This window comes from Salipaludibacillus neizhouensis (genome assembly GCF_002886185.1).
Lineage (GTDB): Bacteria > Bacillota > Bacilli > Bacillales > Salisediminibacteriaceae > Salipaludibacillus > Salipaludibacillus neizhouensis.
Window position 1 is genome coordinate 228,311 of record NZ_KZ614146.1, and the last position, 24,541, is coordinate 252,851.

Genomic DNA, 24,541 nt, shown 5'->3' on the forward strand with positions numbered 1-24,541 from the left:
ATGGAGTGTATTATATGGCGGTTACGCAAAAAAAGACAACGTATCATAATCCGATTGTAAAGCAACGCGCGGATCCATGGATCTATAAACATACCGATGGATATTATTACTTTACTGGATCAGTTCCTGAATATAATCTTATTGAACTAAGAAGAGCTAAAACAATAAACGGTTTAGAAGATGCAGAAACAAAAGCAGTATGGCATAAACACACTGAAGGACCTATGAGTGCAAATATATGGGCACCTGAAATTCATTATATTGACGGGAAATGGTACATATATTTTGCAGCAGCTAAATCAGCTGAAACAAAAGAAGGTCTTTTCGATCATCGAATGTATGTTTTGGAAACCGATGCAGAAAACCCGCTAGAAGGTGAATGGGTAGAAAAGGGACAAATCAAAACGAAGTGGGAAACGTTCGCATTAGATGCAACGAATTTTGAACATAAAGGGGTAAGGTATCTTGTCTGGCCACAAAAAGATCCTGAGATAATCGGGAATTCCAATCTTTATATCGCAGAAATGGAGAATCCATGGACGATTAAAGGAGAGCAGGTAATGATTACAAAGCCTGAGTATGATTGGGAAATTAAAGGGTTTTTAGTTAATGAAGGGCCAGCTGTTATAAAGAGAAACGGGAAAGTATTTATTTCCTATTCTGCTAGCGCAACAAATCATCATTATTGCATGGGGCTTTTATCAGCTGATGAGGATGCTGATCTGCTGGGCTCGTGTAGTTGGGAAAAAGCAAAGCAACCTGTTTTTCAGACTAATGAGACGACGTCCCAATATGGACCAGGGCACAATAGTTTTACTGTATCTGAGGATGATAAAGAAGATGTGATTATTTATCATGCTCGTAATTACAAGGAAATAGAAGGGGATCCTCTATATGATCCAAATAGACATGCGAGAGCTCAAGTATTTAGTTGGGATCAAAATGGGACTCCTTTCTTTGGAATTCCAGAGCCGGATTCGATAAAGAAATAATAATCTAAGAAAGGATGAGAGAAAATGGCGGAAAACAAAGCAAAAATGATAATCGACAAGGAATTTCGTATTTCTGAAGTTGATGAGCGTATATACGGTTCGTTTATTGAACATTTAGGCAGAGCTGTATATGGTGGTGTGTTCGAGCCGGATCATCCAGATGCAGATGAAAATGGTTTTCGCAAAGACGTTATTAAACTAGTACAGGAATTACAAGTACCTATAATCCGTTATCCTGGTGGAAACATGGTATCTGCTTATGATTGGGAGGATGGAGTAGGTCCAAGAGACAAGCGACCGAAACGTTTAGAGCTTGCATGGAGAACAGTGGAAACGAATCAGATGGGAACAAATGAATTCGTAGACTGGTCGAAACAAGTAAATGCAGATGTAATGATGGCAGTAAACTTAGGCACCAGAGGTATCGATGACGCAAGGAACTACCTCGAATATTGCAATCATTCAGGGGGCACATACTATAGTGATCTTCGTAAGAAACACGGCTATGAGAATCCACATAATATTAAAACTTGGTGCCTTGGAAACGAAATGGATGGACCTTGGCAGGTAGGGCACAAAACCGCTGATGAATACGGAAGACTTGCATTAGAAACTGGAAAAGCTATGAAACTAGTGGATCCCTCAATCGAGTTAGTCTCTTGTGGAAGTTCGCATACAAAAATGCCAACTTTTCCTGAATGGGAAGCTACGACGTTGGATCATACTTATGAAGTGGCTGATTACGTATCCCTTCACCAATATTACGGAAACCCGGAGAATGATACGGCAAATTACTTAGCGAAATCAATGGATATGGATCATTTTATCAAAACGGTCATCTCTACGTGTGATTATATAAAAGCAAAGAAACGTAGTAAAAAAACGATGAATCTAAGTTTTGATGAGTGGAATGTTTGGTATCATTCTCACCAGCAGGATCAGGAGATTGATCCTTGGTCTGTTGCACCTCCACAATTGGAAGACGTTTATAACTTTGAAGACGCCTTATTAGTAGGATCTATGCTTATGAGCTTTTTGCGACACGCTGATCGAGTGAAAATGGCGTGTATGGCTCAGTTAGTAAATGTTATTGCGCCTATAATGACAGAAAATGGTGGAAAAGCTTGGAAACAAACCATTTTCTATCCATATATGCATGTTTCCGTATTTGGCAGAGGAGTTTCTCTTCAGCCTGTCATTTCTTCACCAAAATATGACAGTAAGGAATTCACAGATATTCCTTATATAGATTCAGCAGTTGTATATAACGAAGAGAAAGAAGAGTTAAATGTTTTTTTAGTGAATCGTCATTTAACGGATAACATAGATTTATCTATTGATGTACGTAGTTTTGTAGAATATCAAATCGTGGAACACATTGTATTGGAACATGACGATATGAAAGCAACGAATACAGTGGTAGAAGAAAAAGTAAAACCGCACACTAAAGGATCTTCTATTTTAAAAGACGGAATGTTAGAAGGAAGATTGTCAAAAGCATCATGGAACGTCATTCGATTGAAAAAGTATTAATAATAGTAAAAATCCCCGGCCTGATAGATTATCGGACTGGGGATTTTTTTCTTACCTTTTTTTAGAATCTGGATTCAAATCTTTAGTATGAAATAGTCTGAAAACGATATCTTGATTATAGTTACCGAAGTTGGAACCAAAAATGGTCACACCACCAACATTTTTGGCTTCTTCCGGTACGGATACTCGAAAAGACCACTGCTTGGAACGAATTTGAACATCCTGAATGGATACATCGGAGAGCTTCATACCATCCATAAAAGTTCCTTCTTCTGTCACTCTAATAAACTTAAGTAGTCCATACTGATTAATAATCTTAGGCCACCAGTCCGGGGTGTATTTACCTGGACTATCACCGAAATCACCGGGACTTGTCCAAGTCCCAAGATCAATATTATTCAAGTAAAAAGTAATGTCAGACGGCCAGTTTTCATTGGTGAAAGGAGCTTCTGAAGACATTTCTAAAGAGATCTCAAGTGCCTTTGGTGTTTCGGTTGACGTCAGGAAATTAGGGATCTTATATTCAATGTATCCTTTACTGAACCACAAAATTTTCGCGTTAACTCTTTCTGGATCCAGAAAATACCTTGGTTCATCAAATTCACCAATAATTTGTTCTGTTGAAGCTAAACCGCAGGTAGGTTCAACATCAAAATCAGTATAATGTCCAACAGATAAAATGGTTTCATGAAATTGCGTCAAGCTTTCTGTTTTTGGGGGGAAATGAATGTCAATGTGGTCTACGTCTAAAATACATAGCTTTTGTATACCGGCTTTTCCCGGAACCATTTCCGTACGTATAATACCCGATTTCTCTAACTTTTTAATATGCATAGTCATAATTGCACTACTTAAACTCACAGCTGCGGCCAATTCTCTAATGTTCATTGAACGCATTGTAAGTTGCTGAATAATTGCTAACCTGACTTTGCTGGCAAGTGCTTCATAAACAGGCAATGAATCAGTCGAAATATCTAATTGCATGCTAGTTCCTCCGTTACAATAGTATGGAATAATCTCCTCTAAAAACAGTATGTTCTAAGTACCCTTCAATTTCTAGTTATAGCTTATCATAATTTAATGGGCTTAAAAGAATAATGTACATTTTCAGGCTTGTTTACTCACTTTTACCAAAATTAATCGGTCTATACAGTGAGCTATATAAGATAGTAAATTGATGCCTTATTCATATTTTAATTAGAATACCTTCATTATAATATTAACATTTATGTTTACTAAATGAAAGAGTATATAATAAGGTTTTATTAGTGAATTTTAGTTTAATTTTTCTATACTTGTACAAAAACACCATTTTATTAATAAAAATATAAAATGAATTACAGAAATTATGACTAAGTACTTCCAATTGTTATCAATTTCATATAAAATAAACCTTATACGTATAAGTTATTTCCTGAGGAGGGATTTTTAAAGGTTAATTTTCATTCTCAATGTAGCGATTTTCTCTAAAAAACAGAGTGATTTGAACAATTCATGCTATAAAGCGGAATAATTAAGCTATGAAAATAAGTAAAAAATGAAAGTCTTAATTGAGCAATGGTATTACATGCAGTTTAATAAAAAGTAAAATAATTAGAAAGGGTTTTCATTTATTTTTATAAAAAGGATGAAAAATCATCCGTACAAGTTTATAATGAAAATTATATTATTATTTAATTTCATGGAAGGGAATGAAGCATCATGCTACAGCAGTTAAAAGAAACTGTATTTAAAGCGAATTTAGCACTTCCGAAATACCAATTGGTAACGTTTACGTGGGGAAATGTAAGCGGTATTGACAGAGAAAATGGTTTGGTTGTAATTAAACCAAGTGGTGTCGAGTATTTTGAGATGAAGAGTAAGGATATGGTCGTTGTAGACTTGGATGGGAATGTGGTTGATGGGGAACTTAAACCGTCATCGGACACACCTACTCATCTAGCATTATATAAAGCGTTTGAAAATATTGGTGGAATTGTTCATACACACTCAGCTTGGGCGACTTCATGGGCACAAACCGGACAAGGTATTCCTGCTTATGGAACGACTCATGCGGATTATTTCCAGGGTGAAATTCCTTGCACACGACCGATGACAGAAAAAGAGATTAATGGCGATTATGAATTGGAAACCGGAAACGTAATTATTGAAGCTTTTGAAAACATGAATCCTTTGCATACACCAGGAGTTCTCGTAAACTCACATGCTCCTTTTGTGTGGGGGACTGATCCGATGAATGCTGTTCATAATGCAGTAGTTATAGAGGAAGTTGCTAAGATGGCAGCAAAAACCCGATCCATAAAAGCGGACACTCCTCCTATGGATCAAACTTTGTTAGATCGTCATTTTAATAGAAAACATGGTAAGGATGCTTACTACGGTCAAAAATAACAAAAGCGCAAAAAATGGGAAGAGTCCAAGACGAAACAAACGGACAAAAAATATATCTAATTCCAGGGAGGAATAACAATGTTAAAGACAAAAAAGTATACATTTTGGTTTATTACAGGGAGTCAGCACTTATATGGAAAAGAAGCAATTGATGAGGTAGAAAGCCATTCACAGGAAATTGTTGATAAATTAAATAAGGGAGCGAATTTCCCTTCTGAAATTGTTATCAAACCGGTTTTAACCAATCCACAGGCGATTCGCCAAATGGCAATTGATGCAAATAGTGATGAAGAGTGTGCGGGAATTATCACATGGATGCATACTTTTTCACCTGCAAAAATGTGGATCGCAGGATTGAAGCAATTGAATAAACCTTTATTGCATCTTCATACGCAATTTAACAGAGAAATCCCATGGGAAGATATTGATATGGACTTTATGAATTTAAATCAATCGGCACATGGTGACAGAGAGTATGGATTTATTGGAGCGAGAATGAATATTGCGAGAAAAGTAGTCGTCGGTCACTGGGAAAACGACGATGTGAGAGAGCGAATTGCAGGGTGGATGCGAACTGCGGTTGCTGTCACAGACGGACATAATCTTAAAGTTGCTCGTTTTGGGGACAATATGCGTGAAGTTGCTGTAACAGAGGGAGACAAAGTAGAAGCGCAGATCAAGTTTGGCTGGTCTATTACTGCTTTTGGTATAGGCGATCTTGTAGAGCGTATGAATAAAATCTCAGATGAAGAAGTAAATGCTTTGTTTGAAGAGTATCAAGAGCTATATCTATTGGATGATGCGATCAAGCAATCCGATGAGGTAAAAGCATCCGTCCTTGAACAGGCGAGAATTGAATTAGGTATGAAAGCATTTCTAGAAGAAGGTGGCTTCTCTGCTTTTACAACTAACTTCGAAGATTTACACGGTATGAAGCAGCTACCAGGTCTAGCGGTTCAACGATTAATGGCTGAAGGATATGGTTTTGGTGGTGAAGGCGATTGGAAAACTGCGGCATTAATGCGTATGATGAAGATTATTTCTGATGGTAAAGGTACTTCGTTCATGGAAGATTACACGTATCATTTAGAAGAAGGAAATGAGCTTGTTGTAGGATCTCATATGCTTGAAGTGTGTCCAACAATTGCTGCTAACAAACCTAAAATCTTAGTACATCCTCTTTCTATTGGTGGAAAAGAAGATCCTGCAAGATTAGTGTTTGATGGAGCAAGTGGACGTGCGTTGAATGCTTCTTTAATTGATATTGGCCATCGTTTCCGTCTAGTAGTCAATGAAGTTGAAGCTGTGACAGCACCGAAAGAAACGCCTAAATTACCAGTAGCTAAAGTATTATGGAAAGCCAAGCCATCTTTAAGTGAAGCGACAGAAGCTTGGATTCATGCAGGTGGAGCACATCACACAGTGTTTAGTTTTAACGTTACTCCTGAGCAACTGAACGATTGGGCAACATTAACAGATGTTGAAGTTGTGTTTATTAATGAAAGCACGAATGTAATGAACTTCCAAAATGAATTGAAATGGAATGAAGTGTATCACCGACTTTCATAGACGAGTACTAACTTAGACCCTCTAAAAAGAAAAATAGCTGTTTTCCTAAACCTTGTTGTTTTTTGCGGAAAAGGGGTCACTCTAGTGGGTCATGAAAGCTTCAAACTCCACAGTGTTATTTTCCTGAGGAGTTTGAAGCGTTGACCACGGAAAGAGTCTGCCCTAAACAAATTCAAAAGATTTCATACCCTTTAGTAAGCAACATATTTTAGAAAACAGCTAAATAGATTGAATAAAATAGTTGATGTACTTAAATCTTATCCTAATGGTATGAAATGCATCAGTGTGTGAGGTGGAGAATGGGAACAAAATATAACTATGTTAAAAACAATATTCGATCAAAACTTTTAGAGGGCTTTATCATTGCTCATCAAAAAATAGGTTCTGAAAATGAATTAATGAAAGAATATCATGTAAGCCGTCACACCATCAGGAAAGCAATTGATGATTTAGTCAATGAAGGTTTACTTTATCGGAAACAAGGAGCAGGAACTTTTTGTGCGGACAGATCATTGCATGTGGATCGTAGTCAGGAGTCAGGAAAAAATATCGCCGTTATTACTACATATTTCTCGGACTATATTTTCCCGTCGATTATCCGTGGTATTGAAGGTTTCCTTAGTGAAAAAGGCTATCATATGACTGTCTTCAGCACCAATAACAATCCCGAACAAGAAAAAAGATGCCTGGAATCAATCTTGTCTCAGAATTATGATGGATTGATCGTAGAGCCTACGAAAAGTGCGCTTCCTAACCCGAATATTAATTATTACTTAAATATAGAACGTGTGGGTATTCCTTATGTAATGATAAACGCTTATTATGAAGAGTTGGAACCTGTTCATATCATGATAGACGATATTTTAGGTGGTATGAAACAAACAGAGCATCTCATTGACTTAGGGCATAAACATATTGTTGGTATTTTTAAGAATGATGACATTCAGGGGACCAAGAGGATGAAAGGGTTTATTAAAGCGCATCGAAAGGCTAATCTACCTATCTCTCCTCATAACATCATTACGTATACCACAGAAACAAAACATGAAGAGCCTCACCAGAAATTGAAAAAATTGCTTCAAGGTAAAGAACTCAGCCCCACTGGGATTGTTTGTTATAACGATGAATTAGCCCTTAAATTTCTTGACATTGTTCGTGAAATGGAACTGACAACTCCAAATGATATTTCAATAGTAGGGTATGATGATTCTTTTTTATCTGTAGCATCAGAAGTGAAATTAACGACAATTACACATCCAAAAGTAGATATGGGTGTTGCTGCCGGGAAAAAGATTATCCAACTAATTCAATGTAAACAAGAGAATAGTTCACTAATAAAGGAAGCGGAATCGTCAATTATTTATACACCTGAATTAGTGCTTAGAAATTCAACGAAATCAATTGAGATGATGGAGATGAAGTAGATGCATGGATGGAAGGAATCGTATAACCATTTAGCAAACACGTGTCAGTGTGGGAATACACATTATCCTCTACCCGTTGAAAAGATCATTGTAGAAAACAACGCTATAGACAAAGTATCCGAATTTTTAAAAGTGAAAAGGTTTCTAAAGGCCGTTTTAGTCGTTGATCAAAATACGAATGACAAAGCTGGTAAAAAACTAGTTAATCTTTTGACAGATGAAAATATCGATGTGACCATATCGGTGGTAGGTGAGAATGGGCAAGGCGATGTCATTGCTGACGAGCGTTCTATTGTACAAGTATTACTTGATGTACCACAGGATACCGATGTACTAATTGCTGTCGGTTCGGGAACATTGCATGATATTACTCGTTTTGTGAGTTTTAAAATGATGAAAGCGTTTATCTCCGTTCCAACAGCCCCATCGGTGGATGGATTTAATTCCATGGGAGCTCCGATTGTTGTTAATAAGAAAAAACTAACTTTTCAAACGCATGCACCGCTTGCTGTTTTTGCTGATTTAAATATTTTGGCGAATGCTCCTAAAGAAATGATAGCTGCTGGGTTTGGCGATATATTGGGAAAATACACCTCATTAACAGATTGGCGATTTAGTCATCTGGTAAACAATGAACCATATTGCGGTGCAGCTGATAAAATGACCCGAGCAGCATTGAATACTTGTATTAGTAACTTTGATGCTATAACAGAACGAGAAGATAAAGGCATTAAGCATTTAATTGAGGCACTTATTCAATCCGGATTAGCGATGTCATTGTTCGGACATTCACACCCAGCGTCTGGGGCAGAACATCACTTGTCTCATTTTTGGGAAATGGAATACATTCAACAGGAGCGACCGCAACTTTTGCATGGAGCCAAGGTAGGAGTATCAACTAGTATTATTGCTGATTTCTATAAGTCCAAAGTGTTTCTGGAACTAGTGAAATCTTTGCTAGAAAAATCTAAAATTTCAGAGAACGAACTAAAAGAAATTGAAAAGCTAGTTCATGAGATTCCAAGTAAGGTTGAAATGGAACAGATGCTTGAAAAGCTTGGAGGTCCCGGAAATGCAGCGGCTTTAGGTATTAGTGATGATCTAATTAGAAGAAGTGTAAAGGAAGCTCATTTGATCCGCGATCGGTGTACGATGCTATATTACTATAATACGAAAGTGACAGAAAAAATTTAGGAGGACGAAGAGATGACAAAACAAATTATTATTAATACAGATATCGAAAAAAGTACCATTAATAAAAACATTTACGGGCATTTTGCCGAACATTTAGGAAGATGTATTTATGAAGGGTTTTGGGTAGGGGAGGATTCACCGATACCTAACACAAACGGCATTCGCAATGATGTTGTAGAAGCTTTGAAAAATATTAATATTCCCCTTCTTCGCTGGCCTGGTGGTTGTTTTGCCGATGAATATCATTGGAAGGATGGCATTGGTCCACGTGAAGGTCGTAAAAGAATGGTTAACACTCATTGGGGCGGTGTTGTTGAAAACAATCACTTTGGAACACATGAATTTATGTTGCTCTGTGACATGCTTGGTGCGGAGCCTTATATTAATGGTAATGTTGGGAGTGGTACAGTTCTGGAGATGCAAGAGTGGATCGAGTATTTGACATTCGAAGGTGAATCACCGATGTCCAACTTGCGTAAAGAAAACGGAAGAGAAGAGCCATGGAAAGTGAAATATTTTGGAGTAGGTAATGAGAATTGGGGATGTGGTGGAAACATGCGCCCACAATATTACTCTGATCTTTATCGTCAATTCCAAACGTATGTCAGAAATTACGGTGATAATAAGCTTTATAAAATTGCAGGTGGCGCGAACGTTGATGATTACAATTGGACAGAGGTCCTTATGCGGGAATCTGCTCCTTTAATGGATGGTCTTAGTTTGCATTACTATACTATTCCAGGGGACTTCTGGGAAGGCAAAGGTTCTGCTACTGATCCAAGTGAAAGCGAATGGTTCATCACAATGCAAAAAGCGTTACATATGGATGAATTGATTACGAAGCATTCTACCATCATGGACAAGTATGATCCAGATAAACGTATCGGGATGATTATCGATGAGTGGGGAACTTGGTTTGATGTAGAGCCAGGTACGAACCCAGGTTTCCTTTATCAGCAAAATACGATTCGCGATGCTTTAGTAGCAGGTTTACACTTCCACATTTTTCATGAACATAGTGATAGAGTTCACATGACAAATATTGCTCAAACTATTAACGTTTTGCAGTCAGTGCTGTTAACAGAAGGGGAGAAAATGATATTAACCCCGACTTATCATGTCTTTGAAATGTTCAAAGTTCACCAAGATGCACAATTCCTGTCTGTATCAGCTGATGTTCAGTCTTATAAAATGGATGAGAAAGAACTTCCACAAGTAAGCGTTTCTGCTTCCAAAGCAGCCAACGGAGAAGTCAATATTAGCTTGTGTAATATTGATACTAAGAACGATGCTCCGCTGTCATTACAGCTTCGAGGTTTAACAGAAGGAGAACCTAAGGTAACTGGACGAGTTCTAACGGCAGATAAAACAAATTCTCATAACACGTTTGATCAGCCTGAAAATGTTTCTCCAAAAGAACTTAAAAATATAAATGTTTCAGAGGGTGCTCTTTCTGTCACATTACCGCCGATGTCAGTTTCTGTTATTACGCTAAGTAATTAAGAGGTGGACCGATGCTAATTGCAAATAACGCCACACGAGTGTGTAAAAGCTGTGATAGAGATGTCACAGCAGACATAGAAATAGATGTGTCGGACGAAGATTCTGTATCAGAAGAAACGTATCAAAAAAGGCTTGGAATCTGCATGGAATGTCCTTCTTTACAATATGGAACGACATGCCAGCATTCGGGCAGTATTGTGTATCATAGGGCTATGTTAAAAGATAAAAAATGCCCTAAACCATTGGATGCACAATGGTAAAATAGATAACCAAAAAGAAGACGAATGTTTTAGTAGTCTTCTTTTTGGTTTTTAGCAAAAACTCGGTCAAGATCTGATTCAAGATTATTAAAACGAGACTTATTATTATAAATTTAAGTATCCTTTTCTTGTATAAGAGCATTAAATTGTAGAAGCGATTGAAATTATAACGCCCATTAAAGGTAGCTATTCTTTTATGTTGTTTATATTCTCGTATGTAAGGGAACACAATAAGTAAATAACCGATGAAAGGGTGTTTACGTTGAGTCATAAAATTCAAGCTTATTTTAAGACAGAGAATGATGCAGAAGCAGCTTCCGCTAAGCTTCAAAAAGTAAACGTTTCCAATGTTCTTATTGATAAAATTCCTGAGGGTTCAAAAGGAGTCATGTTATTGCCGATTACGAATTTAGGAGTAGGTGGAAGCGGTATGGGTACTGCTGCAGGACCACCTGGGATGCTCGCTAGACTAACAAACCTAAAGGATGTCGGGAAATCGGACAGAGAAAAAAGTGATGCCTTTTCTCATCTATTAGATTTCGAAGTTACAGATGAAGATTTTGAAGAAGCATTAGATGTGTTAAGTGAATCTGATGCATATCTAGATGAAAGCGTTACTGGAAAATAAACGGTGAAACAAAAAGCAACCACTTGTGGTTGCTTTTTGAAATGATAAGAATGTATAAGTTGACAGCTATCTTTACGCCACGCGTGTCAAGGGAAAACCACCCTCCTTTCGAGTAGCACCTACACGAAATTACGTAGGTGCTACTCGGGGTGGCGAAAGATCACGCTATTTTTAATAAAAGACGCTACGCGTTTTTCTTATATGTTAAATTTTTTGAGAGAAGCGCCTGCGTGCTTTCTTTGAAAAATTGAGGTAAATGTTCTTTGTGTGCTTCAAGCATTTCATCCAGAATTTTTTTGCGACTGTATCAGGTGGAACTAATGGATTAATCGCCATTGCTAATAATGCTTTTTTATAATCACCGCTTACTGCTGCTTCTGAAGCGGTTCGTTCAAAAGACTTAATTTGTTGTACTAAACCTCGCATGGAAACTGGAAGATCGCCAATTGTTGCAACTTTAAGCCCTTTTTCGTTACTCATAGTGAAACCTCCTTTGTAATATAAGATGGATTTCGATAATCACAGCTTACGACATCATAGCGTCAACAAATTAGTAAAGAGGATAGAGTCTATTTGTGGTGTAAACGTTAGTTAGTCACGACACCTTGATATTTAGATAAATGTTGAGCTAGCGCCCCGACAAGTCCAGCATCGTTTTTAAAGTGACATGTGTCTATTCGAGTATTAAACACTTGATCAATATAATGTAAATGCTGTTCAAGTTCTTTGATGAAGGTTGGACGTTCCGTGATACCCCCGCCGATAAGTATTTTTTCAGGATTTAAAACGGAAGTAATATTGTATATACCAATAGCTAGACTTTGATAAAAAGTTTCCACTATTTGCGTGGCCACGGACTCTTGTGCATCATAGGCTTGAAAAACTATTTCACCCGTTACTTCCTTTAATGGTACGTTGAAATAATCTGCATATTTTTTTCGCAATCCAAGAACAGAAGCCGAAGTGCTTAAAGACCCCTGTACCGGTATCGTCGTTTGGACTCCTTGGGTAATCATATAGCCGAATTCACCGCCTCTAAATGAGTGACCACGGTAAAGTTGGTTATTTAATATGAGTGCACCACCAATTCCTGTTCCTACAGTTATACAAATAAAATCAGTTAGTTTTTTACCCTTTCCTAACCATTGTTCTGCGAGAGCAACACAGTTCACATCGTTTTCTATAGAGACGGGGAGGTCGAATTTTTCCTCAATATTTTTTTGAAGGTAGAAATCATCGAAGGCGAGAATAGCCCCTCCTTTTTCTAAATAACCTTTATCAGGATCAATGAAGCCAGGAGCACTTATTGCAATACCTTTAATAGAAGATTGCCATTCGGTAATTATTTCTTGTAATCCCTTTAGAATGGTTTCCCCATCCGCGTCGTCTGAGGAAAAGTGGTCTTTTTTAATAATTGTTCCTTCTTCATCTAGAATTCCCCACTTTACGTGAGTCCCCCCTATGTCAAAGGAAAGATACTTATTTTTTGTCATATGGCACCTCCCTTAAAATAATTTCTATTTTAGCGATACAGACTGGTGAAACCCGAGAGATTCTCCGTTTGAGTGAATAACTTCCTTATACCAATAAAAACTATTCTTCTTAATTCTCCGCAAGTCTTTTTCGCTGCTTTCATCGCGGTTTACATATACAAAACCATACCGTTTTTGATAACCATTCAGCCAGCTTAAAAGGTCAGTGAAGGACCATGTGCAATACCCAATAATATCGACACCATCTGTGATTGCTTCCTGAATAGCAGCCAAATGATCTTTAATATAGTCAATTCGATAAGAGTCATCAATTTTATCATTCGGATCAAGTGTATCGAATTCTCCTAAACCGTTTTCTGAAATTAGAATAGGGAGATCGTATCGATTTTTAATACGACGCATGCCAATTCTTAAACCATTGGGGTCAATCACCCAATCCCAATTAGTAGTTTTGAGGTGAGGATTTTTTATTGTTTTGAAAAGACCCGGAACCCCTGATTCTGACGATGTACCTTTTTTTCCACTAGTATTCATAGCACCTTCACCAATTCCATCCAACGGGTTCTTTTCAACAGTTGTCGTTTGATAGTAATTAACACCCATAAAATCAGGTTTTCCGGCTTTGAGGATTTCTAAATCACCTTCTTCAATGGTAGGAGCCAAACCTTCTTTTTTCAAATAGTTGAAAATCGCTTCTGGGTACTTCCCCCAAGCATAAACATCCATGTACCAGTGATTGTTCATTTCCTCTGCATTTTCAGCTGCAACTATATTTTCGGGATGACTATTAAGCGGATAGACTGGACCGTAAGCAAAACTAGGTCCTATTTTTCCGCCATTACCATGTTCTCGAAATGACTGAATCACTGTTGCATTTGCTAAATTTGCGATGTGATTTGCTTCATACATGCGTTTAACGTCTTTCACACCAGGTGGGTGAATCCCGGAGCGATAACCTAATCCGATGAATATATTTTGCTCATTAAGAGTTACCCAGTACTTCACGCGGTCGCTGTATCTTTTAAATAGCTCAACACAATAATTGTTAAAGTCAGCGATAATCTCACGTGACTCCCAACCACCATACTTATCCATTAAAGCTTGCGGCAGGTCCCAGTGGTAGACAGTAATAATTGGCTCGATGTTATGAGAGAGAAGCTTTTCTATTAAGCTGTCATAAAAGGCAAGACCTGCTTCATTTAATTCCCCATTTCCTTGTGGAAATATACGAGACCATGCAACAGAAAAGCGATATGTCTTTAAACCCATTTCAGCCATTAATTCAACATCTTCTTCGTATCGGTTATAATGATCCACCGCAATATCCCCATTAGTACCTTTATACGTTGTACCTTCTATTTTTGTATAGATATCCCATACTGATGGACCTTTACCATCCTGGTCCCACGCTCCCTCAATTTGGTACGCCGCTGACGCAGATCCCCAAAGAAAGTTTCGTGGAAAAGGTTTAAGTTGTCTATGATACATAACAAATTCCCTCCTATTTGTGCTAGATTAGTTTCCCTTTTTATATTTACTTTTTCTCAGTCAAGGAGTAAACTAGAGTAACGAAAGCGGTTTCGAAAAAACGGAATTTTTGTAAACGCTTTTTTATTAGTCTAACATATAAATCCTGATTAGGAATATTTTTTTATAGGATTAGAAAATAAATTTAAACTTATTAAAATATCATATCAAAAAAGGAAGAATAATCGATAATTATAACATGAGAGAGAAGGAGCTAGGAAAATGAAGATGACTATTAAAGAAATTGCTAAGTTAGCGGGTGTTTCGCAAGCAACAGTTTCAAAAATTATTAATAATTATAGTGATGTTGGTGAAAAAACGAAAAAAAAAGTTTTAAACATCATGGATGAGCATGGATATCGTCCATCCTACTCAGCACAGTCATTAGCGAAAAATGTGACAAATGTTATCGGAGTAATTTATGCTGGTAAGATTAATGCTCAATTTAACCACCCGTATTTTGTTGAAGTAGTTAGTTCATTTAAAAAAACAATTGGCTTAAATGGGTACGACCTTTTATTTTTTTCAAATGAAAGATTTCATAAAGGGGATGAAAACTATCTTGCCCGTTGCGCTCACTATAATGTGGATGGTTGCATTATTATTGGGGGAGATGATGTTGAACCGTCCATTTATGATCTCGATCGTAGTACTATTCCCTGCATGGGAGTAGATATCGAGCTCAAGGGAGAAAGGTCAAGCTATATAATGACGGATAACAATAAAGTATCGAGTTTGACAGTGGAGCATTTTTATATGCAAGGTCATCGAGAAATAGCATTTATTGGCGGTAATGAAGGGTCTATGGTGACAGAGCAACGATTGCATGCCTTTAAAAATGCTATGACATCTTATGGAATACCTATAAGAGAAGAATGGATTTTGACTGGTGATTATTTTGAAGAAAGTGGCTATAAAGCGATGAAAAAATTGTTGGCATTCGATAAAGTACCTAGTGCTATTTTTGCTATTTCGGATCTAATGGCGATAGGTGCTTTGCAGGCTGTGAAAGATGAAGGCTTAAATGTAGAGGATTTTTCTATTATTGGTTGTGATGACATTATTGCATCACAATATGTCGATCCGCCCTTAACAACTGTGAGACAAAACAAAGAAAAACTAGGAAAGATTGCAGCTCTCATGCTAACGGACATTATTAAGGATAAACTGCAACCTTCTTTTGTTAAAGTTGAGCCAGAATTAATTATTAGAAAATCATGTAAAGCTAAAAAAATAAGTACTTAATTGCTTTTAGAGGAAACGGTTAACCTTCTTGTTTAGAAGGTAGTTTTTAAAATTCTTAGAGAAATATTGAATAAAGTGCTCGAATCCACTCTAGGCGGATGCTTTCCGCGGGCAATGCAACAGACTCCTCGGGAAATTCGTCCCTGTGGGGTCTTCAGCTATTGCTTTTCCCGAAGGGAGTCGCCGCCTTCGCTGCAGGTTTTTATTATTGAATCCATAACTACAACACTTAATTGGTGGTTTTTACTGATACTGAGATATTACGAGAGTTATAGCTTGATGAAAATAAACTTGTTGAGAACGTTCTCTTTATCAGGTAATAAAAGTAAAATAAATGATTGACATTAAAATAAGTTGGATGTAAACTAACATCAAGAAGTAAACGAAACCGGTTTAGTGAGTATGAAAGAGAATGATTATATTTTTTTGCTGAATGTGTAAGCGCTTTATATTTTTTAAGTATAATAGTTTTAAAGACTTTTGTTTCTAAACTATATAGGAGTATCAATGTCTTATTTACGAAACCGGTTTCGTAATAATTGGATGTGTCTTTTGTTCAGACGATGATTGATTATTTTTAGGAGGTGGAAACTTCTTACTTCATGTTTTCGTGTTATGAAAATGATTAATTAAACTTAGGGGGTAAAATGGATGAAAAAGTTAGGTTATATTACGATGTTGTCCTTGTTCACATTTTTAGGTGCTTGTTCTGATAATAGTGAAAATTCATCTTCTGATGGAAATGGTGATTCTAACACTAATTCAGGCAATGAAGATGCCACTGTCAATGAAGAAAATGAAGGGGAAGAAACCGTTGTAGGTGGAGAAAGCGCTGAAGTGGAATTGTCATTTTGGTTATTTGGCGCAACAGGTTATCCAGAATTAGCGAAAGAGTATATGGAGGAAAATCCAGAAATTTCAATCACATTTCAGGAAATAGAGATGGAGGATCATCACAATAACTTATTCACAGCTCTTTCTGCTGGAAGTGGTGCACCTGATATGGCGGCAGTAGAGGTATCTGAGATGGGAAGATATCAAGATGCACAGGATCGCTTCCACAACCTTTATGACCTGGGAGCAAAGGAAATAAAAGGTGATTATCTAGAATGGGTTTGGGAAATTGGCGAAAATGTAGACGGAGACTTTTTGTTTGGTATTCCAACAGATATTGGGCCGACGGTAATGTTCTATCGTTCAGATGTTTTTGAAGAAGCGGGACTGCCATCAGAACCTGAAGACGTTGAAGCATTAATTCAAACCTGGGATGATTTTGAAGAAGCAGCAGCTACTATTCTTGAGGAAACAGGCGTCCCAATGGTGGATAACCCTGAATTAATGTTTAATGCTTTGAGAGATCAGCAACCACAACAATATTTTGACGAAAATGATGAGTTAATTATCGAATCAACTTCAGATACAAAAGAGTCTTTCATGAAAAATGCCGATTTTATTGAAAAAGGATATGTTGGCTCGATGGAATTATGGTCCCCTGAATGGGGTGCTGGTATGGCAGAAGGAAACTATGCAACGCTACTTGCGCCAGCATGGATGCAAGGTCAAATCAAAGACAATGCTCCAGATGCAACGGAATGGAGAATTGCAACGCTTCCAGAAGGTGCCGGTAACTGGGGTGGATCGTGGATCACGATACCTGCAGAATCAGAACATGCAGAAGAAGCGTATGATTTCTTAACATGGCTGTTATCTCCAGAAGGACAGCTAAAAGCGTTTGAGAATATGGGACTGTTCCCGTCTGCTCCAGAGGTGTATGAAATGGAGGAGTTTGTAAACTACACGGATGATTATTTCGGAGGGCAGCATACGGCAGAAATTTTTGCTGAGGCTGCTTTACAAGTAGAGCACGTATACAAAGGGGAACATTATCCGGCTGTAAATCAGGAAATTCAGGATGGACTATATAATGTCCAAGAAGGTGTTGATAAAGAGGAAGAGTGGGCAGATATTTTAGAACGGGTAGATCAAAGGATTTCACGATAACTTTAGTAACGAGGATAGGTACGGTGCGACGTCCGTGCTGTATCTGCCCTTCATGATTTAGTGAAAGGAGGAGGTATTCATATGTCGTTGGAGTTAGAAAAATCAGTACCCCAAACACCTAAAAAACGAACTTTTTCACAGAAGAAGAAAAATATTGTATCAGGTTACTTATTTATCTCTCCATTCTACTTACTGTTCCTGATTTTCGGACTATTTCCGATAGGTTTCAGCTTTTATTTAGCTTTTTTCAGTTGGAATGGACTCGGAGCAATGGATTTTGTCGGTTTGAATAACTTTGTAATCATCTTTAATGATCCTCTGTTTTGGAAATCTGTTTATAACACGATTGTCATTGGAGTAATGGGAACCGCGCCGCAACTTATTGTTGGGATATTACTAGCTTTTGCTTTAAACTCTGTATTAATTAAAAGCAAATCCTTGTTCCGGGTGGCAATATTTTTACCTTATGTTACGTCAATCGTGGCTGTGGCTATTGTATTCAGTGTATTATTCAGCAATCAGGAATTTGGACTTGTGAATTCTATATTAAGTATTTTTGGAATAGAACCTATTACTTGGACCCGCTCAGAATGGGGGACGAAAGTTGCGATTTCAGCAATGGTATTTTGGAGATGGCTAGGATATAACACGATTATTTATCTTGCAGGGATGCAAGCAATCCCAAATGATTTATATGAGGCGTCAAAAATAGATGGAGCTACGCTAAGGCAACAAATTTGGCATATTACGATTCCTCTATTAAAGCCTTTTATTTTATTTACAGTATTCACTTCGACCATTGGAGCACTTCAACTTTTTGCAGAACCACATATTTTCCAGGGGCGTGGTGGTAGACCAGAAGGAATAACTGTCGTTGTATATCTTTATAGAGAAGCTTTTGATAGTAATTTCTTTGGAACGGCATCCGCTACAGCAATTGCATTGTTTTTCTTAATCATTATAATTTCCGCGCTAAATATGTACTTTACTAATCGATTGGGTAATTCGAGTAAGGTGGGATCTAAATGAAACAAAATAAAAACGAAGAAATAGGTATCAAGAAATTCTCACTGTCAAAATTACTTGTTTACACTATGTTAATCGGAATCTCTCTTGTTTCTTTGTTTCCGTTTTACTGGATGTTTGTTATGGCTACGAATTCAAATAACATGATCAATAAAACTCCACCGGTTGTCATTCCCGGTCCTTTTTTTAAAGAAAACTTCGAAAAAGTGCTAGATAGCATCCCTTTTTTTGGATCAATGCTAAATTCGCTAATTGTAGCATCTTCTGTAACGTTAGGAGTTATCGTTCTTTGTTCACTTGCAGGATTTGCTTTTGCTAAATTAGAGTTTCCAGGCAGGAATATTCTATTTCTGTTTATTTTAGGGACAATGATGATTCCGCCTCAGTTAGGGTTGATTCCTCAGTATTTTATCATCACAGAGTTAGGATGGTTAAGCCAATTAAAGGCAGTAATCATACCAGGACTTATGAATGCATTCGGAATATTTTGGATGAGACAATACATTGCAAGTGGGGTTCATGATGAGATAATTGAAGCGGCAAGGATTGACGGTTGTTCTAACTTTAGAATCTATTGGAACATTGTTATACCAATGGTTTTACCTGCTTTTGCAACACTTGGTATCATCGTTTTTATGACAATATGGGGAGACTACATGTGGCCTTTAGTTGTATTGCAAGACCAATCGATGCATACCATTCAAGTAGCTCTGCGATCGTTAATGGATGACCGGGTAAGAGATTACGGGATGATTTTATCCGGAACATTCTGGGCAACCGTGCCTTTAATTATCGTATTCCTTTTATTTAATCGTTTGTTTATAAAAAGTATTACTGATGGTGCAGTTAAAAGTTAATTGGAAGTTGAATTATATTAGAAACGTAAATTCTACTAAATAATCTCACCGGCATCATTGCTGGTGGGATTATTTTTTTCACGATAAATTCCCTCAATAAGAGGACAACATCCAAATGAATCAGCATAAACAATAAGATTGTCAAAAGTATACATTCGTGAGAAAATAAACTTAACAGAAAATTTAATTAATTTTCTTGCGAAACTTTTGAAGAAGTGAAAGGCGACGAATGTAAGGAAAGTTTAGTTTTAGCCATTAGCAAAATCCGAGTAGTACCAACCTATTCTACTTAATCAACAATTTATAATAAAAAAGTATTAGTTTAACAGGATGAGGTGATGGGATGGGTTTAGCGGCAAAAAAAGTTGTTGCACTCTCGATATTAAATGATTCTGTCATAAAAGTAGGAGAAGAGTATATAGATCAAAAATCGGTCGAGTGGATCTCCGTGATCGAAATGCCAGTAGAAAATTTTGTTCGAGAAAATGAATTTGTTCTTACTACTGGAATAGGATGTCATGGGGATCCAAAGTTATTGGAACAATTTGTGAAAGACGTCATTCAATCAGGTGCCTCTATGTTAGGAATTGCAACAGGAAGGTATGTTTTCGATTTCCCTGATCAGTTAATTACTTTGGCAAAGAACCATCAATTTCCGATTATCGATATTCCTTGGGATATTCGTTTTGGTGATATCATGCAGATGGTGTTGGAAGAAATAAATAAAGATAAAAAAACAGAACGGCAGCAATCGGAGGAAGTGAGACAAGAACTTATTAACGATGTGTTGCAAAGCAAAGGATTGGAAGAGATTGCGGACGGTATTTTTAAACATATTAAATTGCCGATTATTATTAATGACTACGTTAAAAAGATTAGAACCTCTAAGCATGTTGAGAAAGATATTATCTCGATTTTCACCCACGAAGAAATGATTCCCACTCAAGACCCAAGTATGTTTGAAGGAACATACGTAGATCACCCCCTTTATCCACATATGGAGGAGTATAAAGTTGGGGAACAAAGATGGTACCAACTTTTAATTGCCACAAATCACCGAAAACAAGGGTACCTTTGGTTTCGTTTAGAGAAAAAAGAGAATTTGACTTGGTTTGTTATGAACGTTTTGGAGCATTCATTAACAGCATGTGCCCTTTATTTTTTAAAAGAGAATGCAATAGAAATGACTGAAATCCGATTAAAGGATAATTTTTTGCTACAGTTGTCCAAGGATAAAAAGCCTAATGAACAAGATCTTAAATCAAAAGCACAGCTTTTAGGCTATGACTTAGATTTGACTTATTTGTGTATAGTGGGTGAAATTAGTTGGAAAGAGGAATATGCGGACTTCCCAAAATTAAAGAAGGATAGTCCAACCACTTCGTCGTTACAAAGTATAAACTATTACATTCAGAAGGAAGTCACAAATGCTGCAAATTTACTCGATAGAAAAACCATGGCTACGTTTGATGAAAATGAGGTCATTATCTATTTAGAAACAGATCACCATTTGCATACGGAAACTGCGAATCAGTTTTTGGATACGATTGATCGCCGGTTAAATGAATTGCTGACAGAAGTAGAGATGTCTTGGGGGATTGCCGCGCGGAAAAATAATAACAGTGGTTTTCATGAAAGTTACTATGAAGCTAAAACGGCCTTAGAGATTGGGCAACAGCAATTTGGGTGCGGAGAACGTATCTTTTTTAAAGACACAAGAATTAATCGACTATTAATAACTGTTTCAAGCGATAGCACGGTGAATCAGATAGTTCAAGATACAATAAAGCCGTTAATTGAGTACGATAAAAAACGAAAGACTGATTTGATTCAAACGTTTATGGCTTACAACAAATATAAGGGCAATGTAAGTCAAACGGCTAGGGCGCTTAACTTGCACCGTCAATCTCTTCTTTATCGTTTAAGAAATATTGAGTCTTTAACGCAATTATCGTTGGTCAATTCTGATGATGTTTTCCTTTTGGAATTAAGTATTCGTTTATGGATGTTTCGAAAAATTGAATATTGAATGATGATAGTTGTGGGCAGCCTTTGGGTTGCCTTTTTTTAATGCGGGAAAGTAAGTTTGCGGATGAATGAGTGGATGGAGCATTGATATGAAAGGGTCGAGCGTTGAGATGAACGCGCAGTGTACTCAAATGAATGGGAAAGGAGCGGAAATGAGTGCGTAATCGGAAAATGAATACGTCGTGCGTTGAAATGAACGCGTCGTCCTCTCAAATAAACGTGTCAACCCCTTAAATGACCGGGAAATCAGTATAAAAATGAGAGGATGACAAACAAAGAAACAAAATAGCAGAAAATCTCTCCTAAAGTTGTATAAAAGGCGGTGATAAAACTTCATACACATTGTACATTACATAATGAAGTGTATTGGAATAGACTGAGAGTAAGAAAAGTCCTAATATTCAGACTTACAAAAGAGAGGTGAATGGAATGCTACCTTTTGATATTTTAGAATATCAAAAACGTATGAATGAAACAAAGGTAAAGATGGAGAGTCGGGGTATTGATGTGCTACTCATAACCGATCCGGCCAATATGAATTATTTAACAGGGTATGATGCATGGTCGTTTTATGTTCATCAAATGGTAGTGATTATTATTGATGAGCCTCAGCCTATTTGGTTAGGAAGATTTCAGGATGCTAATGGTGCCAAAGCGACAACATGGATTTATGATCAGAATATTATTGCTTACCCTGATTATTATGTTCAATCCGATACGCATCATCCGATGGAGTTCTTCGGAGAAATCATTGAGCAAATCGGACATGGAAATCGAAGAATTGGTGTAGAGATGGATAGCTACTATTTTACGGCAAAAGCTTTTCTTAAATTAAAAGCTTCGTTAGCGAATGCAACTTTTGTTGATGGAGATCTTCTTGTAAATGAAGTGCGTATTATTAAATCTAATCAAGAAATAGAATATATGAAACGGGCAGCGGTTATTGCTGATCAAGCAATGTATAAAGGCGTAGATAGAATTCGTGCTGGTATAAGAGAGTGTGATGCCGCAGCAACAATCTACTACAATATGATCTCTGGTACCGATGCTTTCGGCGGCGATTATCCGTCAATCGTTCCTTTGATGCCATCCGGTAAAAATACGGGCATTCCACATCTCACTTGGACAGATAGAAAGTTTGAAGAAGGGGATTCAGTGATCGTGGAATTAGCAGGTTGTTACAAACGATATCATGTGCCTTTAGCACGAACGATCAATATTGGGAAACCATCTTCCCAGTTAGACGGAATCATTCCGATTGTGCAGGAAGGGATTCATGAAGTTTTGACAAAAGCAAAACCTGGAGTGACGTGTGGGGAATTAGAAGAAGTATGGCGAAATAGTATTGGGCAGTACGGTATAAAAAAAGAAGCGAGACTTGGTTACTCGGTCGGATTAGGGTATCCACCAGATTGGGGCGAGCATACGGCAAGTATTCGAAAAGGTGATCGAACCGTTTTACAGCCAAATATGACCTTTCACTTAATACCGGCGTTGTGGTTTGATCGATGTGGAGTAGAAATGAGTGAAACGTTCAGAGTAACGGATGAAGGCTGTGAAACGTTTACGACTTTTCCAAGGGAGTTGGTCATCCAGCATCCTTTTATGATCAGCCAACAGCAAGGTGAGGAAATCAGCTAATAAAAAAAGGGGGATATTTAAGATGAAAAACATAAAAAATGGAACTAAATCAATTTGGGCAGGGGAAAAAGATTATCTGGCTTTTGGAGCGACACAAGTACCGGTCGTTCATAGTGTATCGTTTGGTTATGATGACATGGATGAATGGTACGATGTAGCGCTTGGTAAAAAAGAAGGGCATATTTATGGAAGAAACACGAATCCAACAGTTCAGGCTTTCGAGGATAAGATCCGAATTTTAGAAGGTGCAGAAGCGGCAACAAGCTTCTCCACTGGAATGGCAGCGATTAGCAACACACTTGCTACTTTCCTGACACCTGGTGATAGAATTGTTTCGATCAAAGATTCTTATGGTGGAACGAATAAAATATTTACAGAATTTTTGCCAAGACAAAAAGTTGACGTAACGCTATGCGATACAGGTGATCATGAGGGAATGGAAAGAGAAATTGCTAAGGGGTGCGATATTGTTTATTTGGAGACACCAACCAATCCAACCGTGAAAATAACAGATATTGAAAGAATGGCGAAAGCAGGAAAAGCAGTAGGTGCAATCGTCGTTGTTGATAATACGTTTGCTACGCCAATTAACCAGAATCCTTTAGCTTTAGGAGCAGACTTGGTTATTCACAGTGCAACAAAGTTTCTGGGTGGGCATGCCGATGCTCTTGGCGGTTCTTTATGCGGATCAAAGGAATTAGTGGAACAAGTGTATCATTTCCGTGAAATTAATGGAGCAACTCTCGATCCTATGTCCGCTTATTTCTTGTTAAGAGGAATGAAGACACTTCAACTGAGAATCGCTCGTCAAAATGAAAATGCTATGAAAGTAGCAACCTATTTAAAAACGATCGATATTGTAGAGGATGTTTTTTATCCGGGACTTGAAGACCATCCGGGACATGACATCGCGAAGAAACAAATGAACGGATTTGGCGGGATGCTTAGTTTTGCAGTGAAAGGCGGAGTGGATACTGTTCGACATCTGCTACCTAAACTGACCTACGCAAATCGAGCAGCAAATTTAGGTTCGGTGGAAACAATTGTTGGGCCAGCCCGCACGACAAGTCATGTTGAATGCACGCCTGAAGAAAGAGCGGCAGTTGGGATTGCTGAAGGACTTATACGATATTCAGCAGGTATTGAAGACAGTGAGGATTTGCTTGCAGATTTAGAACAGGCTTTTCAAGCTCTTCCTAAACACATTCATGTTCAAGTCTAACGATTGA

General features: G+C 37.6%; 19 protein-coding genes and 1 pseudogene. 16 read left to right on the forward strand and 4 right to left on the reverse strand.

Translation table 11 applies throughout. The features are described 5' to 3' along the window. The first annotated feature begins 14 nt into the window (after positions 1-14). Positions 15-992, forward strand: coding sequence for a glycoside hydrolase family 43 protein (locus CEF18_RS00965; RefSeq protein WP_110934741.1), 978 nt, complete (start codon positions 15-17; stop codon positions 990-992). A 24-nt stretch (positions 993-1,016) separates the two neighbouring features. Continuing rightward, complete coding sequence (gene arfA, locus CEF18_RS00970) at positions 1,017-2,525, forward strand: arabinosylfuranosidase ArfA (protein WP_220693822.1); 1,509 nt, start codon at positions 1,017-1,019, stop codon at positions 2,523-2,525. A 51-nt stretch (positions 2,526-2,576) separates the two neighbouring features. Here arfA and CEF18_RS00975 read toward each other — a convergent pair whose 3' ends face one another. Then, the gene (locus tag CEF18_RS00975; RefSeq protein ID WP_110934742.1) at positions 2,577-3,509 is read right to left on the reverse strand and encodes an ArsR/SmtB family transcription factor; all 933 of its coding nucleotides are present in this window, start codon (positions 3,507-3,509) and stop codon (positions 2,577-2,579) included. A gap of 717 nt (positions 3,510-4,226) precedes the next feature. Here CEF18_RS00975 and araD point away from each other — a divergent pair. From araD to CEF18_RS01010, 7 genes are all read left to right on the forward strand, one after another. Beyond that, positions 4,227-4,916: an L-ribulose-5-phosphate 4-epimerase gene (gene araD, locus CEF18_RS00980; protein WP_110934743.1), complete on the forward strand. Its 690-nt coding sequence runs from the start codon at positions 4,227-4,229 to the stop codon at positions 4,914-4,916. Between the two features lie 78 nt (positions 4,917-4,994). Beyond that, positions 4,995-6,485: an L-arabinose isomerase gene (araA, locus tag CEF18_RS00985; RefSeq protein ID WP_110934744.1), complete on the forward strand. Its 1,491-nt coding sequence runs from the start codon at positions 4,995-4,997 to the stop codon at positions 6,483-6,485. A gap of 299 nt (positions 6,486-6,784) precedes the next feature. Next, the gene (locus CEF18_RS00990) at positions 6,785-7,909 is read left to right on the forward strand and encodes a GntR family transcriptional regulator (RefSeq protein WP_110934745.1); all 1,125 of its coding nucleotides are present in this window, start codon (positions 6,785-6,787) and stop codon (positions 7,907-7,909) included. Further along, complete coding sequence (locus CEF18_RS00995; RefSeq protein WP_110934746.1) at positions 7,910-9,103, forward strand: sn-glycerol-1-phosphate dehydrogenase; 1,194 nt, start codon at positions 7,910-7,912, stop codon at positions 9,101-9,103. Between the two features lie 12 nt (positions 9,104-9,115). Continuing rightward, on the forward strand, positions 9,116-10,606 hold the full coding sequence (locus tag CEF18_RS01000) for an alpha-N-arabinofuranosidase (RefSeq protein WP_110934747.1): 1,491 nt from the start codon (positions 9,116-9,118) through the stop codon (positions 10,604-10,606). 11 nt (positions 10,607-10,617) lie between these two features. Then, positions 10,618-10,866 (forward strand): hypothetical protein, encoded by a 249-nt coding sequence (locus CEF18_RS01005; RefSeq protein WP_110934748.1) that lies wholly within the window; start codon positions 10,618-10,620, stop codon positions 10,864-10,866. A gap of 262 nt (positions 10,867-11,128) precedes the next feature. After that, positions 11,129-11,494 (forward strand): hypothetical protein, encoded by a 366-nt coding sequence (locus CEF18_RS01010; RefSeq protein ID WP_110934749.1) that lies wholly within the window; start codon positions 11,129-11,131, stop codon positions 11,492-11,494. Positions 11,495-11,678: 184 nt separating this feature from the next. On the opposite strand, the pseudogene CEF18_RS01015 reads toward CEF18_RS01010, so the two are convergent. The 3 genes and pseudogenes from CEF18_RS01015 to CEF18_RS01025 all read right to left on the reverse strand — a co-directional run. Further along, positions 11,679-11,944 (reverse strand): annotated as a pseudogene (locus CEF18_RS01015) (family 4 glycosyl hydrolase); the annotation flags it as partial. Between the two features lie 137 nt (positions 11,945-12,081). Then, positions 12,082-12,987 carry an ROK family protein gene (locus tag CEF18_RS01020; RefSeq protein ID WP_110934750.1) on the reverse strand — a complete coding sequence of 302 codons (906 nt, stop codon included), beginning with the start codon at positions 12,985-12,987 and terminating at the stop codon, positions 12,082-12,084. A gap of 24 nt (positions 12,988-13,011) precedes the next feature. After that, on the reverse strand, positions 13,012-14,475 hold the full coding sequence (locus tag CEF18_RS01025) for a glycoside hydrolase family 1 protein (RefSeq protein WP_110934751.1): 1,464 nt from the start codon (positions 14,473-14,475) through the stop codon (positions 13,012-13,014). Positions 14,476-14,736: 261 nt separating this feature from the next. Between CEF18_RS01025 and CEF18_RS01030 the strand changes: the two genes are divergently transcribed. From CEF18_RS01030 to CEF18_RS01060, 7 genes are all read left to right on the forward strand, one after another. After that, the gene (locus tag CEF18_RS01030; RefSeq protein WP_110934752.1) at positions 14,737-15,759 is read left to right on the forward strand and encodes a LacI family DNA-binding transcriptional regulator; all 1,023 of its coding nucleotides are present in this window, start codon (positions 14,737-14,739) and stop codon (positions 15,757-15,759) included. A gap of 651 nt (positions 15,760-16,410) precedes the next feature. After that, entirely contained in the window at positions 16,411-17,760 is a 1,350-nt protein-coding gene (locus CEF18_RS01035; protein ID WP_110934753.1) for an ABC transporter substrate-binding protein, read from the forward strand. 81 nt (positions 17,761-17,841) lie between these two features. Then, positions 17,842-18,789, forward strand: a complete 948-nt coding sequence (locus CEF18_RS01040) for a carbohydrate ABC transporter permease (RefSeq protein WP_110934754.1) — start codon at positions 17,842-17,844, stop codon at positions 18,787-18,789. Further along, positions 18,786-19,643: a carbohydrate ABC transporter permease gene (locus CEF18_RS01045; RefSeq protein WP_110934755.1), complete on the forward strand. Its 858-nt coding sequence runs from the start codon at positions 18,786-18,788 to the stop codon at positions 19,641-19,643. The genes CEF18_RS01040 and CEF18_RS01045 overlap by 4 nt, the downstream gene beginning before the upstream one ends. A gap of 343 nt (positions 19,644-19,986) precedes the next feature. Further along, positions 19,987-21,672 carry a PucR family transcriptional regulator gene (locus tag CEF18_RS01050; protein WP_110934756.1) on the forward strand — a complete coding sequence of 562 codons (1,686 nt, stop codon included), beginning with the start codon at positions 19,987-19,989 and terminating at the stop codon, positions 21,670-21,672. A 428-nt stretch (positions 21,673-22,100) separates the two neighbouring features. Further along, positions 22,101-23,312, forward strand: coding sequence for a M24 family metallopeptidase (locus CEF18_RS01055; RefSeq protein WP_110934757.1), 1,212 nt, complete (start codon positions 22,101-22,103; stop codon positions 23,310-23,312). Positions 23,313-23,334: 22 nt separating this feature from the next. After that, entirely contained in the window at positions 23,335-24,534 is a 1,200-nt protein-coding gene (locus tag CEF18_RS01060) for a cystathionine gamma-synthase family protein (RefSeq protein WP_110934758.1), read from the forward strand. Positions 24,535-24,541 lie beyond the last annotated feature (7 nt).

Coding starts and splice junctions, on each gene's coding strand:
- CEF18_RS01045 (WP_110934755.1), top strand. CDS start 18,786: ATGAAACAAAATAAAAACGAAGAAATAGGTATCAAGAAATTCTCACTG.
- CEF18_RS01055 (WP_110934757.1), top strand. CDS start 22,101: ATGCTACCTTTTGATATTTTAGAATATCAAAAACGTATGAATGAAACA.
- CEF18_RS01040 (WP_110934754.1), top strand. CDS start 17,842: ATGTCGTTGGAGTTAGAAAAATCAGTACCCCAAACACCTAAAAAACGA.
- araA (WP_110934744.1), top strand. CDS start 4,995: ATGTTAAAGACAAAAAAGTATACATTTTGGTTTATTACAGGGAGTCAG.
- CEF18_RS01060 (WP_110934758.1), top strand. CDS start 23,335: ATGAAAAACATAAAAAATGGAACTAAATCAATTTGGGCAGGGGAAAAA.
- araD (WP_110934743.1), top strand. CDS start 4,227: ATGCTACAGCAGTTAAAAGAAACTGTATTTAAAGCGAATTTAGCACTT.
- CEF18_RS00965 (WP_110934741.1), top strand. CDS start 15: ATGGCGGTTACGCAAAAAAAGACAACGTATCATAATCCGATTGTAAAG.
- CEF18_RS01020 (WP_110934750.1), bottom strand. CDS start 12,987: ATGACAAAAAATAAGTATCTTTCCTTTGACATAGGGGGGACTCACGTA.
- CEF18_RS00990 (WP_110934745.1), top strand. CDS start 6,785: ATGGGAACAAAATATAACTATGTTAAAAACAATATTCGATCAAAACTT.
- CEF18_RS01005 (WP_110934748.1), top strand. CDS start 10,618: ATGCTAATTGCAAATAACGCCACACGAGTGTGTAAAAGCTGTGATAGA.
- CEF18_RS01025 (WP_110934751.1), bottom strand. CDS start 14,475: ATGTATCATAGACAACTTAAACCTTTTCCACGAAACTTTCTTTGGGGA.
- CEF18_RS00995 (WP_110934746.1), top strand. CDS start 7,910: ATGCATGGATGGAAGGAATCGTATAACCATTTAGCAAACACGTGTCAG.
- CEF18_RS01000 (WP_110934747.1), top strand. CDS start 9,116: ATGACAAAACAAATTATTATTAATACAGATATCGAAAAAAGTACCATT.
- CEF18_RS01050 (WP_110934756.1), top strand. CDS start 19,987: ATGGGTTTAGCGGCAAAAAAAGTTGTTGCACTCTCGATATTAAATGAT.
- CEF18_RS01035 (WP_110934753.1), top strand. CDS start 16,411: ATGAAAAAGTTAGGTTATATTACGATGTTGTCCTTGTTCACATTTTTA.
- arfA (WP_220693822.1), top strand. CDS start 1,017: ATGGCGGAAAACAAAGCAAAAATGATAATCGACAAGGAATTTCGTATT.
- CEF18_RS01030 (WP_110934752.1), top strand. CDS start 14,737: ATGAAGATGACTATTAAAGAAATTGCTAAGTTAGCGGGTGTTTCGCAA.
- CEF18_RS00975 (WP_110934742.1), bottom strand. CDS start 3,509: ATGCAATTAGATATTTCGACTGATTCATTGCCTGTTTATGAAGCACTT.